General features: G+C 64.7%; 13 protein-coding genes. 12 read left to right on the top strand and 1 reads right to left on the bottom strand.

Annotated elements, in window-relative coordinates; translation table 11 throughout:
- Nucleotides 1–2: 2 nt before the first annotated feature.
- The 12 genes from EN850_RS16780 (at nucleotide 3) to EN850_RS16725 (ending at nucleotide 15,547) form a co-directional block, all read left to right on the top strand.
- Nucleotides 3–2,252 carry a DUF5682 family protein gene (locus EN850_RS16780; protein ID WP_135865191.1) on the top strand — a complete coding sequence of 750 codons (2,250 nt, stop codon included), beginning with the start codon at nucleotides 3–5 and terminating at the stop codon, nucleotides 2,250–2,252.
- Entirely contained in the window at nucleotides 2,245–3,480 is a 1,236-nt protein-coding gene (locus tag EN850_RS16775) for a VWA domain-containing protein (protein WP_135865193.1), read from the top strand. Before EN850_RS16780 ends, EN850_RS16775 begins: the two co-directional genes overlap by 8 nt.
- 257 nt (nucleotides 3,481–3,737) lie before the next feature.
- Nucleotides 3,738–4,712, top strand: a complete 975-nt coding sequence (locus EN850_RS16770) for a sugar-binding transcriptional regulator (protein ID WP_189343682.1) — start codon at nucleotides 3,738–3,740, stop codon at nucleotides 4,710–4,712.
- A 45-nt stretch (nucleotides 4,713–4,757) separates the two neighbouring features.
- The gene (locus tag EN850_RS16765; RefSeq protein WP_136091792.1) at nucleotides 4,758–6,203 is read left to right on the top strand and encodes an extracellular solute-binding protein; all 1,446 of its coding nucleotides are present in this window, start codon (nucleotides 4,758–4,760) and stop codon (nucleotides 6,201–6,203) included.
- Between the two features lie 159 nt (nucleotides 6,204–6,362).
- A complete protein-coding gene (locus tag EN850_RS16760) occupies nucleotides 6,363–7,286 on the top strand; it encodes a sugar ABC transporter permease (protein WP_015318968.1) in 924 nt (307 codons plus the stop codon).
- A 9-nt stretch (nucleotides 7,287–7,295) separates the two neighbouring features.
- A complete protein-coding gene (locus EN850_RS16755; RefSeq protein ID WP_127276378.1) occupies nucleotides 7,296–8,153 on the top strand; it encodes a carbohydrate ABC transporter permease in 858 nt (285 codons plus the stop codon).
- Nucleotides 8,154–8,155: 2 nt separating this feature from the next.
- On the top strand, nucleotides 8,156–9,274 hold the full coding sequence (locus tag EN850_RS16750; RefSeq protein ID WP_127276379.1) for an ABC transporter ATP-binding protein: 1,119 nt from the start codon (nucleotides 8,156–8,158) through the stop codon (nucleotides 9,272–9,274).
- Nucleotides 9,271–10,395, top strand: a complete 1,125-nt coding sequence (locus tag EN850_RS16745) for an ABC transporter ATP-binding protein (protein ID WP_127276381.1) — start codon at nucleotides 9,271–9,273, stop codon at nucleotides 10,393–10,395. The genes EN850_RS16750 and EN850_RS16745 overlap by 4 nt, the downstream gene beginning before the upstream one ends.
- On the top strand, nucleotides 10,395–11,948 hold the full coding sequence (locus tag EN850_RS16740; protein WP_127276383.1) for an FGGY-family carbohydrate kinase: 1,554 nt from the start codon (nucleotides 10,395–10,397) through the stop codon (nucleotides 11,946–11,948). The genes EN850_RS16745 and EN850_RS16740 overlap by 1 nt, the downstream gene beginning before the upstream one ends.
- Before the next feature lie 10 nt (nucleotides 11,949–11,958).
- Entirely contained in the window at nucleotides 11,959–12,999 is a 1,041-nt protein-coding gene (locus EN850_RS16735) for a 2-hydroxyacid dehydrogenase (RefSeq protein WP_127276385.1), read from the top strand.
- Between the two features lie 40 nt (nucleotides 13,000–13,039).
- Complete coding sequence (locus EN850_RS16730; protein ID WP_136091791.1) at nucleotides 13,040–14,557, top strand: glycerol-3-phosphate dehydrogenase; 1,518 nt, start codon at nucleotides 13,040–13,042, stop codon at nucleotides 14,555–14,557.
- A gap of 48 nt (nucleotides 14,558–14,605) precedes the next feature.
- The gene (locus EN850_RS16725; RefSeq protein ID WP_136091790.1) at nucleotides 14,606–15,547 is read left to right on the top strand and encodes a TIM barrel protein; all 942 of its coding nucleotides are present in this window, start codon (nucleotides 14,606–14,608) and stop codon (nucleotides 15,545–15,547) included.
- Nucleotides 15,548–15,600: 53 nt separating this feature from the next.
- Here the strand turns inward: EN850_RS16725 and fba are convergent, their stop codons facing one another.
- Nucleotides 15,601–16,665, bottom strand: coding sequence for a class II fructose-bisphosphate aldolase (gene fba, locus EN850_RS16720; protein WP_095771163.1), 1,065 nt, complete (start codon nucleotides 16,663–16,665; stop codon nucleotides 15,601–15,603).
- Nucleotides 16,666–16,783 lie beyond the last annotated feature (118 nt).

Below are 16,783 nucleotides of genomic sequence, written 5' to 3'. Positions count from 1 at the left end.
CCATGGCGCAGGGCGAGGTTTCCTATTTCGGCATACGCCATCACGGGCCCGGCTCCGCCGACAGTCTGGTGCAGGCATTGCAGGACTTGAAACCGGTCGCCGTGCTGATCGAGGGGCCCGCGGATGCTTCCGCGCTGCTGCCGTTGCTCGCCCGCCCCGAAATGCAGCCGCCGGTGGCGCTGCTGTGCTATCCCGAAGACGATCCGGCTTCGACAAGCTTCTGGCCGTTCGCCGAGTTCTCGCCGGAATACCAGGCGGCCCTGTGGGCCGTTGGCAACAACGCGGCATTGCGCTTCATCGACCTGCCGTCATCAGCCCGGGTAGCACCGCTTGAAGATGCGCAAGACGCTGCTGCCGACGAAACGGGAGCCGAGGTCGAGACTGAAACGGCGCCGCATCTGCGTGACCCGATCGGCGCGCTGGCACAAGCCGCCGGCTACGAGGATGGCGAAAGCTGGTGGGCAGACATCATCGAGCAGAACCCGGAGCCGGGGCCGATCTTCGCGGCCATAGCCGATGCGATGACGACACTGCGCGAAGGCGAAGGTCCGCTTGCCGAATTCGAGGCCAAACGCGAAGCGCATATGCGGCTTGAGATCGCCGCCGCGCGCGAGGAATTCGACGGGCCGATCGCTGTCGTCTGCGGCGCCTTCCATGTGCCGGCACTGCAGGCGACACGTCCGCAAAAAGAGGATCAGGCCCTCCTGAAAGGGCTAGCCCGGCGCAAGAGCACGATGACCTGGGCGCCTTGGACCGGACCGCGTCTGGCGCTTGGCTTCGGCTATGGCGCCGGCGTCGTCGCCCCCGGCTGGTGCAAGCATCTGTGGCGCACCCGCGGCCGACATGACGCGGCGACCTTGTGGCTGGCCATGATCGCCGCGGTGCTGAGGGCTAAGGGGCATATGGTCTCTACCGCCTCGCTGATCGAAGCCGAAAGGCTGGCCCGCGCGCTGGCTGTAATCCGCGAACGGCCAAAGCCCGGCTTCGAGGAATTGCGCGACGCCGCGATCGCCGCCTTGTTCAACGGCGAAGCCATCCTGTGGGCGCTGGTCGAGGCCGAACTGCTGTTGGGTGCGGATGTCGGCGAAATTCCGCCCGATACCCCGTTGGCGCCGCTGATCGAGGATCTGCAGCGCAACCAGAAGGCGGCGCGGCTGAAGCCCGAGGCGCTGGAGCGCGAATTGTCGGTCGACCTGCGCAGTGAAAGCGGGCTGTTTCGGTCGACCTTGCTGCACCGGCTGAATGTGCTTGGCGTGCATTGGGGCAAGCTGACCGACGCAGGCCGCAGCCGCGGCACCTTCCGCGAGCGCTGGACCCTGTCATGGGAGCCGGAATATGCCGTTCGCCTGGTCGAGAACCTGGTCCATGGCCCGACCATCGAAAAAGCTGCCAACGGCCGGCTGATCCAGATGATTTCCGCGGCGTCATCCCTCGACGCCTTGGCGGCACTCGTTCAAGGCGCCATCACGGCGAACCTGTCGGAAGCCTCGACCGTCGGTCTCGCGACGCTGGAGGAACGCGCGGCGCACAGCAGCGAATGCCTCGAAATCCTGGCATCGGTTCCGCCGCTCGCTGACATCATCCGCTATGGCGAAGCCCGCAAGACCGAAACCGCCCGCCTGTCCGGTCTCCTGGCGCGACTGATTGTCGAAGGCGGGATCGCACTCCCTTATGCCGCCCGTGATCTCGATGCGCAGGCTTCCTCCGCATTGGTCGGCGTCATGCGCAAGGCCGACGAGGCAATCAAGCTGGTCGAACCGGAACAGGACGTTCTGGATGCCTGGCGCAATGGGCTGGCGGCCGTGCTCGATGGATCGCGCTCGACGGCGCTGGTGGCGGGATGTGCCGCGCATCTGCTCTACGAGGCCGGCCATCTATCGGCTGAAGCAGCGGCGGGCCTGATCGCGCGGCGCCTGTCGCCGGGCACGGCGGTCACCGAGGCCGCGGGGTTCTTCGAGGGCTTCTTCAGCACTGCCGGCCAGCGGCTCATTTACGACGAAGGTTTGCGCGGTGCGGTGGACGCCTGGCTCAAATCGCTCGACGAGGAGGCATTCGTCGCGCATTTGCCGCTGTTGCGCCGGGTCTTTTCGCACCTCGACTCGATGGAGCGGCGGCGGCTGATCGAAGCGGTGCTCGGCCGCGCCAGACGCCTGCCGGCCGGGCTGACACCAACACCTGATGGCGGCGAGGCGTGGCGCCGGCATCTCGATCGGCTCGCGCCGTTGCTCAGGGGCGAGAATGACCATGGATGACGGGATCGACATGAGCGAATCCGGCCAGGCGGGCGACGAGCGCGAGCGCCGCTGGCGCCTGGCGATCGGCGCCGATGATCCGTCATCGGCAGCGCTTTCCGAGACCGACAAGCGGCTTTCGGCTGCACTCGATGCGCTCTATGGCGACGGCGCCGGCGATGCTGGTGCCGATCCGCGCAAGCGGCGCGGCGGGCTGGGGCGATCGGCGCCGAAAGTCGCGCAATGGATGGGCGATATCAGGTCGTTCTTTCCGGCGCAGGTGGTGCAGATCGTCCAGAAGGATGCCTTCGAACGGCTCAATTTGAAGCAGATGCTGATGGAGCCGGAATTCCTCAAGGCGATCGAGGCGGATGTCAATCTGGTCGCCGATCTGATCTCGCTGCGTTCGGTCATGCCGGCCAAGACCAAGGACGTCGCCCGCACGATCATCGCCGACATCGTCGCCAAGCTGATGCAACGGCTGGAGCAGAAGACCGCCGAGGCGATACGGGGTGCGCTCGACCGCTCGCGCCGCACCAACCGCCCGCGCCAGCGCGACATAGATTGGCCGCGCACCATTTCGGCCAACCTTCGCCACTATCAGCCCGAGCACAAGACCATCGTGCCGGAAAGATTGATCGGCTTCATGCGCCAGCAGCGTCGGCTGGTCGATCTGGACGAGGTCGTGCTGTGCGTCGACCAGTCCGGGTCGATGGCCAGTTCGGTGATCTATGCCTCGATATTCGCCGCCGTGATGGCCTCCTTGCCGGTGGTGCGGACCAAGCTGGTCTGCTTCGACACGGCGATCGTCGACCTGACCGAGGAACTCAGCGACCCTGTCGAGGTGCTGTTCGGCGTGCAGCTTGGTGGCGGCACCGACATCAACCAGGCGGTCGCCTATTGCGCCGACCGCATCGAACGGCCGACCAAGTCGCATATGGTGCTGATCACCGACCTCTATGAAGGCGGCAATGGCCAGGAATTGCTGCAGCGGCTGGCGGCACTCGTTCGCTCGGGCGTCAATGTGGTCGTGCTTCTGGCGCTGACCGATCAGGGCAGGCCGGGTTATGACCCCAAAATGGCCGGGTCGGTTGCGGCACTCGGCATTCCCGTCTTTGCCTGCACGCCGGATCTGTTTCCCGACATGATGGCCGCGGCACTGCGTCGCGAGGATATCGGCGCCTGGGCTGCCGGGGCCGATATTAAGCTGGTCCGCGCCGAGGCCGATGATACCATGGCTGACGCCTGAGGCGCGACTATCTTCGCCGCCGGAAGCCCGCTTGGCATCGCCAGAGCGGCAACCAAAAGCAGCGTTGAAACGCCCGCAGTGCTGACAGGCACGGCGCAAGGGCCGCTTCGCATCACCACGCGCTGACATCGCCAAAGGGCCGGCCGACGCCCGCCCTGGCCATCATGTCGTGAATTGCGCGCAGCGGTCGCTTGACTCTGATCGAGCCATGTGAAAAATTTTGCAGCAACTGATAAAAATATCACCGGGACGGAAACGTGGTTGGTTTTGGAAACGGCCTCTTGCGCGACGATGACGCCAGCATGGCGGCGCGCGCCGCATGGCTTCACTACGCCGGCGGCCTGACCCAGTCAGAGGTTGCCAAGCGGCTGGGGCTGACCAGCCTCAAAGCCCACCGCCTCATCACCAAGGCCAACCAGGAAGGGCTGGTGAAGGTCTATATCGACGGTGAAGTGTCGGAATGCGTCGAGCTCGAGGACGATTTGTCCCGCCGCTACGGCCTCGATTATTGCGAGGTGGTTCCGGATTTTGATTCCGAGGACCTGCCGCTCAAGGCGCTCGGCATTGCCGGCGCGCAGTTCCTCAAGCGCGAGATCGAGCGCGGCGAGCAGGCGCTGATCGGCGTCGGCCACGGCCGCACGCTCGCGGCCTGCGTCGAATATCTGCCGCGCACCACCACCGACCGGATCCGTTTCGTTTCGCTGCTCGGCGGCCTGACGCGGAAATTCTCGGCCAATCCGCATGACGTCATCCATCGTCTCGCCGAACGCACCGGCGCCGAAGCCTATGTGATGCCGGTGCCGATGTTCGCCAACACGGCGGAGGACCGCATCGTGTTGCTTGGCCAGAAGGGCATCAGCGAGGTCTTCGATCTCGCGCGGTCCGCCGACCTGTTGTTCGCCGGCATCGGGACCGCCGAACGCGAGGCGTCGCTGGTCGCCACCGGCATGATCGAGAAGGGCGAGATGGAGGAGATCCGCCGCAATGGCGGTGTCGGCGAATTGCTTGGCCATTTCTTCGACGAAGCCGGCAAGGCAGTGGCGACGACCGTTTCCAACCGGGCACTGGCGCTGGCGCGCGAGGATATCGCCAGCCGCCGGATCGTCGCCGTCGCCGGCGGCAGGATCAAGGTTCGTGCCATCAAGTCGGTGCTGGAGGGGCGCTATCTCAAGGGCCTGATAACGGACGAGCGGACGGCGCGATCGCTCGTGGAAGAGACGCCGGTCGGGTAGCCGGCAACAGTTCAGTTGAAACTACCCTGTGGAGGAGAAGACGAAATGCATGAGAAAGAGAAAGACCTCATAGACGCCTTCCTGCGCGGACAAGTCGACCGTCGCGGACTGATCAAGGGCCTGGGTGCGATGGGCCTCGCCGCCGGCACCGCCGGCACGCTGCTCAATCTGGGCCAGACCCGCGCGCTTGCCGCGGACTTTGACTGGCAGGCGCACAAGGGCAAGACCATCAAGCTCCTGCTCAACAAGCATCCCTATGCCGACGCCATGATCGCAGACCTCGAGAACTTCAAGAAGCTGACCGGCATGAACGTCGTCTATGACGTCTTCCCCGAAGACGTCTATTTCGACAAGGTGACGGCGGCACTGTCGGCGAGCTCGCCCGAATACGACGCCTTCATGACCGGCGCCTACATGACCTGGACCTACGGCCCAGCCGGCTGGATCACCGACCTCAACGAATGGATCAAGGATCCGGCCAAGACCAACCCGAACTATGCCTGGGACGACTTCCTGCCCGGCGTCAAGAATTCCTGCGCCTGGAATGGCAAGCCGGGCGGCGCGTTGGGTTCGGATGATGCCAAGCAGTGGTGCATTCCGTGGGGGTTCGAGCAGAACAACATCACCTACAACAAGGCCATGTTCGACAAGGCGGGCGTCAAGATCCCCGGCAACATGGACGAGATGGTGGCCGCGGCCGCCAAGCTCACCAAGGATGTCGGTGGTGGCGTCTATGGTATCGGCGTGCGCGGTTCGCGCTCCTGGGCGACCATCCATCCCGGCTTCCTGTCGGCCTACGCCAATTTCGATCAGAAGGACCTGAACGTCTCGGCCGATGGCAAATTGTCGGCCGCGATGAACACCGCCCAGTCCAAGGCTTTCCACAAGCAATGGGTTCAGATGATCCAGGAGAGCGGCCCCAAGGACTGGTCGACCTATACCTGGTATCAGGTCGGCGCCGATCTCGGCGCCGGCGCCTCGGCCATGATCTTCGACGCCGACATCCTCGGTTACTTCATGAATGGCGGCGACAACAAGATGGCCGGCAAGCTCGCTTTTGCTAGCTTCAAGGCCAACCCGGCAGCCAAGGCGGCGACACCGAACATCTGGATCTGGTCGCTGGCGATGTCCAACTTCTCGAAGGACAAGGACGCCACCTGGTACTTCATGCAATGGGCCTCCGGGCCGGAGCATGGGCTGTTCGGCGCTACCAAGATGGACTTCGTCAATCCGGTCCGCCAATCGGTGTGGAAGGACGAGATGTTCCGTGAGAAGCTGAACAAGAGCTATCCCGGCTATGTCGAGATGTTCGACGCCTCGGCGCCGGGCGCCTCGATCAAGTTCACCGCGCAGCCGCTGTTCTTCGACCTCACCACCGAATGGGCGGCGACGCTGCAGAAGATGGTGGCCAAGGAAGTGCCGGTCGACGAGGGCCTCGACAAGCTCGCCGAAAGCATCAACGGCCAGCTCAAGGAAGCCGGTCTCGGTTAAGTCGCAATGAGGGCCGGCCTGCTTGACGGGTCGGCCCTCGTCAAACCTTTTCATGTTTGCGATGCGGTGCCGAAAGGTGACCGCCATTTCGCCCGACCGGCCGCCTTGCTCCCTTGGGCGGCCGGCAGGGCGAAGCGACAGCAACAACGGAGCAGCTCGATGACCGCGGTGGTATCGCAAAGGCTCAAGCCATCCGGCTTCAGGATCAGCAAGCGGGTGCTGCCCTATGTGCTCAGCCTGCCGGCTCTGCTGGTCTGCATCGGCATCCTCATCCCGTTCCTGACCTCGGTGGTCTATTCGTTCCAACGCTACCGGCTGAGCCAGCCCTGGGCGCGGCAGTTCAACTGGGGCGACAACTACATCTCCTTCTTCACCGATCCGAAGTTCTGGAACACGTTGAAGGTCTCGCTGCTCTATGCCGGCACCACGGTCGTGCTGGAACTGCTTTTGGGTCTTGCTATCGCGCTGCTGCTGCAGAAGCGCTCGACGCTCAACAACTTCATCTCGATCATGCTCCTGATGCCGCTGATGACGGCGCCCGCACTGGCGGCGCTGATGTGGAAGCTGATGACCAATCCCGGCTTCGGCGTGCTGAGCTATCTCGCCAGCCTCATCGGGCTGCAGGACTTCCGCTGGGCCTCGTCGCCGTCGACGGCGTTGTTCACCGTGGTGCTGGTCGACATCTGGGTCTACACGCCCTTCATCATGATCCTGCTGCTTGCCGGCCTGCGAAGCCTGCCGACCCAGCCTTTCGAGGCGGCGGCCCTCGACGGCGTGCCGAGGAGCTTCGTCTTCTTCCGCATCACGCTGCCGATGCTGACGCCTTACATCCTGACGGCGACTTTGTTCCGCCTGCTCGATTCCATCCAGCAGTTCGACATCATCTACGCGATGACCCAGGGCGGGCCGGGCGACACGCTGACGGTCTTCCAGGTCGAGGCCTATCTCAACTTCTTCCAGTCGACCAATGTCGGCCGCTCGGCGGCGCTGATGATCATCCTGTGGGCGATCACCTATTTCCTGTCCAACATCTTCATCAAGAACTGGCTCCGGCTGCGCGAACGCGCCCGTGGCCAGGCATAGGAGGCGGCCATGGAACACACCTCCTTGCTCGAACGCATCCTGCGCGGCGCGGCGCTGACGCTGGTGGTGATTTTCTTCATGTTCCCGATCGTCTGGATCTTCATGATGTCGTTCCAGACCAACGAGACCATCCTGCGCATCCCGCCGCAGCTCATCTTCGAGCCGACGCTTGCCAACTACACGGCGCTTATCACCGGCAAGCTGATGACCGCCGCCGGCACGCTCGACATCGCCTTCATGCGCAATCTCTGGAACTCCGTGTTCCTGTCCGTGACCTCGGTCGCGGTGTCGCTGCTGCTCGGCGTGCCGGCCGCCTACGCCTTCGCGCGTCACAAGTTCCGTGGCTCGGAGGACATCGCCTTCACGCTGCTGTCGTTCAAGTTCGCGCCGGCGCTCTTGGTGCTGTTGCCGCTCACCCTCTATTTCCAGAAGCTTGGCCTCGCCAACACCTATATCGGGCTGATCTGGGTCTACCAGCTGATCTGCCTGCCGCTGATCCTGTGGATCGTGCGCGGCTATTTCGAGGACATTCCGGCCGACATCGAATATGCCTATCGCATCGGGGGCCATTCCTGGTTCGCCACCTTCCGCAAGATCGCGCTGCCGCTCGCCGGTCCCGGCATCGCGGCGGCCGGCCTGCTCGCCTTCATTTTCGCCTGGAACAATTTCGTCTTCGCGCTGGTGCTGGCTTCGGCCGACAAGCAGCCGGTGACTGTCGGTGCGCTCGCCTTCATCACCTCGTCAGGCATCCAGTACGGCCAGATCTCGGCGGCCATCGTGCTCTCGATCACGCCGACGCTGGCGCTCGCCCTCTACGCACAGCGCTATCTGGTCGAAGGCCTGTCGCTCGGCGCGGTGAAAGGATAGACATGGCCAGCCTCGAACTCAGAAATATCGTCAAGCGCTACAAGAGCCAGACCGTCCTCGACAATCTGTCGCTGACCGTCGCCGACGGCGAGACGCTGGTGCTGTTCGGGCCTTCCGGCGCCGGCAAGACGGTGCTGCTGCGCCTCGTCGCCGGCGTCATCGACCCCGAGGAAGGCAAAATATTCATCGGCGGCGAGGACATGACCGATGTCGACGCGGAATTCCGTGGCGTCGGCATGGCGTTCCAGAATTTCGCGCTGTTTCCGCATATGAGCGCGTTCGACAACATCGCCACGCCGCTGGAGGCCAAGCGTTCCTCGCAAGGCGCGATCAAGGCCGGCGTCGAGAGCGTCGCCAAGCTGTTGAAGATCGGCCATGTGCTCTCCCACAAGCCGCGCGCGCTCTCCAACGGCCAGAAGCAACGCACGGCCCTTGCCCGTGCCCTTGTCGGTTCGCCGCCGCTTTTGCTGCTCGATGATCCCTTGCGCAATGTCGATGCCAAGCTACGTTTCGAGATGCGGCTCGAACTGCCGCGGCTGCTCGCCGATCGCGGGGCCACCGTCGTCTACGTCACCCAGGACTACAAGGAAGCCATGGCGCTCGGCGACCGCATCGCGGTCATGTCGCAAGGCGTCATCCGGCAGCTCGGCACGCCCGAGCAGATCTATCGCGAGCCGGCCAACATCGAGATCGCGCGGCTGTTCGGCGACCCGACCATCAACCTGCTCGACGTCAAGCCCGCGCGGGATGCCAGGGGGGTCTATGTCGGCCTGTCCAATGTCCAGGTCCATCTCACCGATGCTCCCGAGACCGCCATCGGCCGCGACTGCATCATCGGGCTGCGGCCCGAGGCACTGCATTTCGTTGGCGACAACGAGCCCGGCGCCATTCCGGTGACAGTCGAGGCCGAGACGCCGCTCAACGAGAAGATCGTCACCTTGGTGCGCACCGTGCGCGGCCGTGAAATCCTGGTCTCGCGTCCGGCCGGAACGCCGGGCCGCAGCGAGGGCAAGGCCCATATCGCCGTCGACGGCAAGAGCGCCTTGCTGTTCGATCACGCCAGTGGCGAGCGCATCGGCGCCAAGAACATCGTCAATCTGCGCAGCGGAGAAGCGGCATGAGCGCCAGCGCACTCACCATTTCAGGCGTCGACAAATTCTATGGTCCGATCGACAGGGGCGTTCACGCCGTCAAGAGCCTGACTATGGAGATCGGCAAGGGCGAGATCGTGGCACTGCTCGGCTCGTCCGGCTGCGGCAAGACCTCGACCTTGCGCATGATCGCCGGCTTCGAGGAGGTCTCGCGCGGCGCGATCGCGGTCGCCGGTCGCCAGGTCCACACCTTGCCGCCGGTCAAACGCAATGTGGCGATGGCCTTCGAGGGCTACTCTCTCTATCCGCCGCTGACGGTGCGCGAGAACATGGCCTTTGCCCTCAAGGCCGCAAGGTTGCCCAGGAGCGAGGTCGACGCCAAGGTCGCCAGCATCGCCAAGCTGCTGGAGATCGAGGACATATTGGAGCGCTATCCCAGCTCTATTTCCGGCGGCCAGCAGCAGCGTGCCAGTCTTGGGCGGGCGTTGATCCGGGAAGCCGACCTGCATCTGCTCGACGAGCCGATGGGGCAACTCGAGCCGCAGCTTCGCGCCGTGCTGCGCGGCCGTATCAAGCACTTCATCAAGGAGCGCGGCCTGACCGCGATCCTGGTCACCCACGACCAGACCGAGGCCAATGCGCTCGCCGACCGCATCGCGGTGATGGAGGGCGGCGTGCTGCAGCAGTTCGACACGCCGGACCGGATCAAGGAGCGTCCGGCGAACCTGTTCACCGGCACCTTCGTCGGCGAGCCGCCGATGAACGTCTTCGAGGCCTTTGTCGGGACCGGCGCCGGCCGCATCAACCTGCGGCTGCCCGACGGGCTGTCGCTCGACTATGACAAGGACGCCTTCAGCGCTCCGGTGCGCGACCAGTTGCTCAGCCGCGAACGGGTGGTCATCGGCATCAGGCCCTACGCGGTTCGGCGCTCGAAGGAAGGTGTCCCGGCCACGGTCTCGGCCAACCAGTGGCTCGGCGACCAGACCCACATCGCAGCCGATTTCGCCGGCGGCTCGCTGGTCCTGGTCGAGCATGACCGCACCCGGCTCGACCTCGGCGCGCCCATCAATGTCAGCATCGATCCGAAAAACCTGCACGTCTTCGACCAGGCGAGCGGCAAGGCCATCTCGCACGGCATGGAGCTCGCGTGATGCGCGACATATTCATCGGCATCGACGCCGGCACCTCCGTCATCAAGTCCATCGCCTTCGACACGAAGGGCCGCCAGATCGCGGCGGCGGCGACGCCGAACCATTATGAGACGCTGCCGGGCGGCGGCGCCGAACAGGATCTGGCGCGCACCTGGGCCGATGCCGCCACGACCCTGCGCCAGCTCGCCGACAAGGTGCCCGATCTCGCCAGCCGGACCGTCGCCATTGCGGTCACCGGGCAGGGCGACGGCACTTGGCTGATCGACGGCAAGGGCGAGCCGGTGGCGAAGGGCTGGCTCTGGCTCGACGCGCGCGCCGCCGGCGTCGTCGAGGAAATCCGCGCGCGGCCCGATGACCGGCTCCGTTTCGAAAAGACCGGCAGCGGGCTCGCCGCCTGCCAGCAGGGCTCGCAGTTCGTCTTCATGAAGCGCACCATGCCTGAAATGCTCGGCAAGGCGGCCACCGCCTTTCACTGCAAGGACTGGCTCTATTTCAAGCTGACCGGCGAGCGCGCCACCGATCCGTCCGAAGGGACTTTCACCTTCGGCGACTTCCGCACCCGCGATTATAGCGACGATGTGCTCGACGTCCTCGGCGTCGCCGATCTCAGGCACCTGCTGCCGCCGATCGTCGACGGCACCAGGCACAGCACCGGACTGTCGCCGGCCGCCGCGGCCGTCACCGGCATGCTCGCCGGGACACCTGTCGTGCTCGGTTATGTCGACGTCGTCTGCACCGCGCTCGGCGCCGGCCTTCTCGACCGCGAGCGCAAGCCTGGCTGCTCGATCATCGGTTCCACCGGCATGCATATGCGGCTGGCCGAGACGCCCGACGATGTGCAGCTCAACGAGGCGGCGACCGGCTACACCATGGCGATGCCGGCGCCCGGCGTGTTCGCACAGATGCAGTCCAACATGGCGGCGACGCTCAACATCGACTGGGTGCTCGGGCTTGCCTCGGGCATTCTCGCCTCGCAAGGCATAACCCGCAGCAATGGCGAGATGATCGCGCTGGTCGACGCCTGGATCGCGGCCTCGCGGCCGGCTTCGCTGCTCTACCAGCCTTACGTGTCGGAAGCCGGCGAGCGGGGACCGTTCGTCGATGCCAATGCCAGGGCCGGTTTCGTCGGCATTTCCTCGCGGCACGGCTACGCCGATCTGGTGCGCGCCGTTTTCGAAGGCTTGGCCTTCGCGGCGCGCGACTGCTACGCCGCCATGGGGCCGCTGCCACGCGAAATCCGCCTGACCGGCGGCGCCGCCAGAAGCCCGGCGCTCCGCAAGATACTGGGCGCGGCCATCGGCGCCGACACGCGCACCAGCGCGCGTGAGGAGGCCGGTGCGGCCGGTGCGGCAATGATCGCCGCGGTCTGCGTCGGCCAATACGCCTCCATGGACGAATGCGTCGGCGAATGGGTGACGCCGTTGCTCGGCGAGGCCGAGCCGAGCGACCCGGCCCTCGCAGCGATCTACGACAGGATGACTCCGTCCTACATGCTGGCGCACCAGGCCCTGCGGCCGGTCTGGCGTGCCATGGCCACATCGCAGGAAAATTGAGAAGTCGAGTATGCGTAAAAAGATAGCGATCATTGGCGACAACTTCATGCTGCCGGAGGTGTTTCGCGCCAAAATCGAGAAGGTCGCCAGCGGCGACCTCGATATCAGGACATTGCAGACGGCTTGGCCCGACGAGCCCATGGAGTTCGGCAATCCGGCACTCGGCCTCGACAAGGTCAAGGAGTACTTCGGCCATCCCGACGAGGTCGTCGATTTCATCGGCGATGCCGAAGTCCTCGTCACCCAGCTCGCGCCCTTGTCGGAAAGCATGATGCGGCGCCTGCCTGATCTCAAGTTGGTGGCGGTGTCGCGCGGCGGGCCGATCAACATCGACATGGAAGCGGCCAGGGCGCAGGACATCACCGTGGTCAACGTGCCTGGCCGCAATGCCACCGCCGTGGCTGAGTTCACCATCGGCGCCATCCTGGCCGAAACGCGGCTGATCCGTGTCGGCCACGAAGCCCTGCGCAAGGGGGAATGGCGCGGCGATCTCTACCGTGCCGACCGCACCGGTCGCGAACTCGGCGAAATGACGGTCGGCGTCGTCGGCTACGGCAATATCGGCACGAAAGTGGTGCGCCTGCTGCGCGCCTTCGGCTGCCATGTTCTGGTCAGCGATCCCTATGTGCAGTTGAGCGCCGAGGACCGCAACGCCGGCGTCGAACTGGTTGCGCTCGACGATCTCCTGTCGCGCTCCGACGTGGTGACGCTGCATTCGCGGGTGACGCAGGAGACACGCGGCCTGATCGGCAAGGACACAATCGGGCGGATGAAGCCTGGCGTGATCTTCGTCAACACCGCGCGCGGTCCGCTGGTCGACTATGACGCGCTCTACGAGGCGCTTGTTTCGGGGCAGATCGCCAGCGCCATGCTGGAAACCTTCGCGGTCGAGCCGGTGCCATCGGACTGGCCATTGCTGCAGCTGCCCAACGTGACGCTGACGCCGCATATCGCCGGCGCTTCGGTGCGCACGGTGACCTATGCCGCCGAGCAGGCCGCCGAGGAGGTGCGCCGCTACCTGGCCGGCCTGCCTCCGGTCAATCCGTGCTGAGAGCGACGGCGATGGAGCGCAAACCCGGCATGGACACGAGATGAGCGGCGGCCCTGACATCGTCGACCTTTTCGTCATCGGCGGCGGCGTCAACGGCGCCGGCATCGCGCGCGATGCCGCCGGCCGCGGGCTTTCGGTCATCCTGTGCGAAAAGGACGATCTCGCCCAAGGCACCAGTTCGAGATCAGGCAAGCTCGTCCATGGTGGCCTGCGCTATCTCGAATATTACGAATTCCGCCTGGTGCGCGAGGCGCTGATCGAGCGCGAGGTCCTGCTGGAATCGGCGCCGCACATCATCTGGCCGATGCGCTTCGTGCTGCCGCACAGCCCGGACGACCGGCCGGCATGGCTGGTGCGGCTCGGCCTGTTCCTCTACGACCATCTCGGCGGCCGCAAGCGGCTGCCCGCCACCCGCACGCTTGACCTGCGCACCGCGCCCGAGGGCGCGCCGATCAGGGACAGTTTCAAGCGCGGCTTCGAATATTCCGACTGCTGGGTCGACGATGCCCGCCTCGTCGTCATCAACGCGCTCGACGCGGCCGAACGGGGAGCGAAGGTCTTCACCCGCACCGCCTGCACCGCCGCCCGCCGCGAGGGCGGCCTCTGGGTCATCGAAATGCGCGACGTCAGGACCGGTATCAAGACCAGTGTGCGGGCGCGCGCGCTGATCAATGCCGCCGGTCCCTGGGTCAACGACATCGTCAACCGCGTTGCCGGCCAGAACTCGAGGCGCAATGTCCGCCTGGTCAAGGGCAGCCATATCGTCGTGCCCAAGTTCTGGGAGGGCCGGCAGGCCTATCTCGTCCAGAACAGCGACAAGCGCGTCATCTTCATCAATCCCTACCAGAACGATCTCGCGCTGATCGGAACCACCGACATTCCCTACGAAGGCCGGCCCGAGGACGTGACCGCGGATGAGAGCGAGATCGATTACCTCATCAGAGTGGTCAACCGCTATTTCAAGCGCGGCCTTGCGCGCAACGACGTGGTCTATTCCTTCTCCGGCGTCAGGCCGCTCTATGACGACAACGCCGACAATCCGAGTGCGGTGACCCGCGACTATATTTTCGAGCTCGACGCGCCGGAGGCGCAGGCGCCGCTGCTCTCCGTCTTCGGCGGCAAGATCACCACCTTCCGCAAACTGGCCGAGCATGCGCTGGACAGGATCGCACCGTTCTTTCCGAAGATGGGCAAGCCCTGGACAGCGAAGGCGCATTTGCCCGGCGGCGACATCGCCAATGCCGACTTCGAGCAGTTTCTCGGCGACCTCGCAAATGAGTATCCATGGATGCCGGCATCGCTGCTCAAGCATTACGGCCGGCTCTACGGCACCAGAACGCCGTCCGTAGTTGGCGGCGCCCGTTCGCTCGCCGCCCTGGGCCGGTGCTTCGGCAAGGATTTCTTTGAGCGCGAGGCGAACTACCTCTTCGAACAGGAATGGGCGCAAGACGCGGCCGATATTCTCGAACGGCGCACCAAGCACGGCCTGCATCTGTCCGCCGAGGAGAAGTCGGCCTTCGAGCATTGGTGCGCGAGCCGGCAGGCGAGGGCAGGCTGATGGCGCTCATGGCCCCTGTTCGGCGACGGCGTTGAAGGGATAGCGACCTTGGCCTTCACGCTCTCCCTCAACACCAATCCGCTGGTCAACCGCTTCGCGGAGCCGGACGATCTGATCGAGACCATTGCCTACGGCATCGGTATCAGGGACATACAGCTCACGCATGAATTCGTCAATCCAGGCTGGCCGGCGGCGACGATCGTCAAATTCGTCCGCCTGTTCCGCAACGCCTTGAACCGCACCGGCGTGCGCGTCACCTCAGGCATGACCGGCCCCTACGGCCGGCTCAACCATTTCGGCCATCCCGATGCTGACGTGCGCCGCTACTATGTCGACTGGTTCAAGACCTTCGCCGATATCTCGGCCGAGCTTGGCGCCGGCGGCATGGGCACGCAGTTCGCCATCTTCACGCATCGCGACTTCGACGATCCCGACCGTCGCGCGCGCCTGTTCGACATCGCGCTGGACTGCTGGCGCGAGGTCGCCGAACACGCCCGGGCGGCAGGCCTGACCTACCTGTTCTGGGAGCCGATGTCGGTCGGCCGCGAGTTCGGCCACACCATCGAAAACTGCCGGATGCTGCAGGATGCGATCGATGCGGCCGGCATGGCCATTCCGCTTGAGATGATGGTCGACATCGACCATGGCGACGTGACCTCCTCCAACCCAGCCGACATCGATCCCTATGCCTGGGCCGAAGCCTTCCCCCTGAAGTCGCCGATCATCCACATCAAGCAATCCTCGATGAACAAGGGCGGCCACTGGCCGTTCACCGCAGCCCACAACAAGGACGGCCGCATCACGCCTGAAAAGCTGCTGGAAACGGTGCGGCGCGGCGGCGGCACCGACAACGAAATCTGCCTCGAACTGTCGTTCCGCGAGCGCGAGCCGGTCGACCATCAGGTGGTCGCCATGATCCGCGAGTCGGTCGACTATTGGGCGCCCTTCATCGAGACCGGCAGGGCTGACCTGCTGCCGAACGCTGGATAGAAATGGACAGGAGCCGGTAGAGCTCCTGCCCGTAAAATGCAGATGGATCGAACTTAGCCAAATTTCGGGTCGAGGCTGCCCGACTTGTAGCGCTTGGCCATTTCCGAGACCGGCAGCGGCTTGATCTTAGGCGCATTGCCGGCGGTGCCGAACTGTTCGAAGCGCTCCTTGCAGAGCTTCCTCATCGCCGCCATCGCCGGTGTCAGGTATTTGCGCGGGTCGAACTCGCTCGGGTTCTCGGTCAGCACCTTGCGGATCGCGCCGGTCAGCGCCATGCGGTTATCGGTGTCGATGTTGATCTTGCGCACGCCATGCTTGATGCCGCGCTGGATCTCTTCCACCGGCACGCCCCAGGTCGGCTTCATCTGGCCGCCATATTTGTTGATGATCTCCTGCAGGTCCTCCGGCACGGAGGACGATCCGTGCATGACCAGATGCATGTTCGGCAGGCGGCGGTGGATCTCCTCGATGACGTTCATCGCCAGCACCGCGCCGTCGGGCTTGCGCGAGAATTTATAGGCGCCGTGGCTGGTGCCCATGGCCACCGCCAGCGCATCGACATGGGTGTCGCGCACGAACTGTTCGGCCTGCACCGGATCGGTCAAGAGCTGGTCGTGGCTGATCGCGCCTTCGACGCCGTGGCCGTCTTCCTGCTCGCCGCCGCCGCTCTCCAGCGAACCCAGAACGCCGATCTCGCCTTCCACGGAGACGCCGCCCCAATGCGCCATGTCGACGACGCGCTTGGTGATGCCGGAATTATAGGCATAGTCGGCCGGCGACTTGCCGTCTTCCTTGAGCGAACCGTCCATCATCACCGAGGTGAAGCCGTATTGGATGGCTGTGACGCAGGTGGCTTCGTTGTTGCCATGGTCGAGATGCATGCAGACCGGGATGTCCGGGTGGATTTCCACCAGCGCGTCGATCAGCTTGGCCAGCACCACGTCATTGGCATAGGCGCGCGCGCCGCGGCTTGCCTGCAGGATGACCGGCGACTTGGTCTCCTCCGCGGCCTCCATGATGGCGAGGCCTTGTTCCATGTTGTTCATGTTGAAGGCCGGCACGCCATAGCCGTATTCGGCGGCGTGATCGAGCAATTGTCTCAGTGTGATGCGAGCCAACGATTAGTCTCCCGTATCTGGTTTCAAACCTGTGGTTGCGGGCTGTCCGCGCATCGTTCAGCCCACCGATGCTTCTGGCCGGAATTCCGCGCAACCGCAACCGTGACAGACCGTCCCG

The organism is Mesorhizobium sp. M8A.F.Ca.ET.207.01.1.1 (genome assembly GCF_004794715.1).
Taxonomy (GTDB): domain Bacteria; phylum Pseudomonadota; class Alphaproteobacteria; order Rhizobiales; family Rhizobiaceae; genus Mesorhizobium.
The sequence above is the reverse complement of the archived record's forward strand: the minus strand, read 5'-3'. Positions and strand labels throughout refer to the sequence as shown.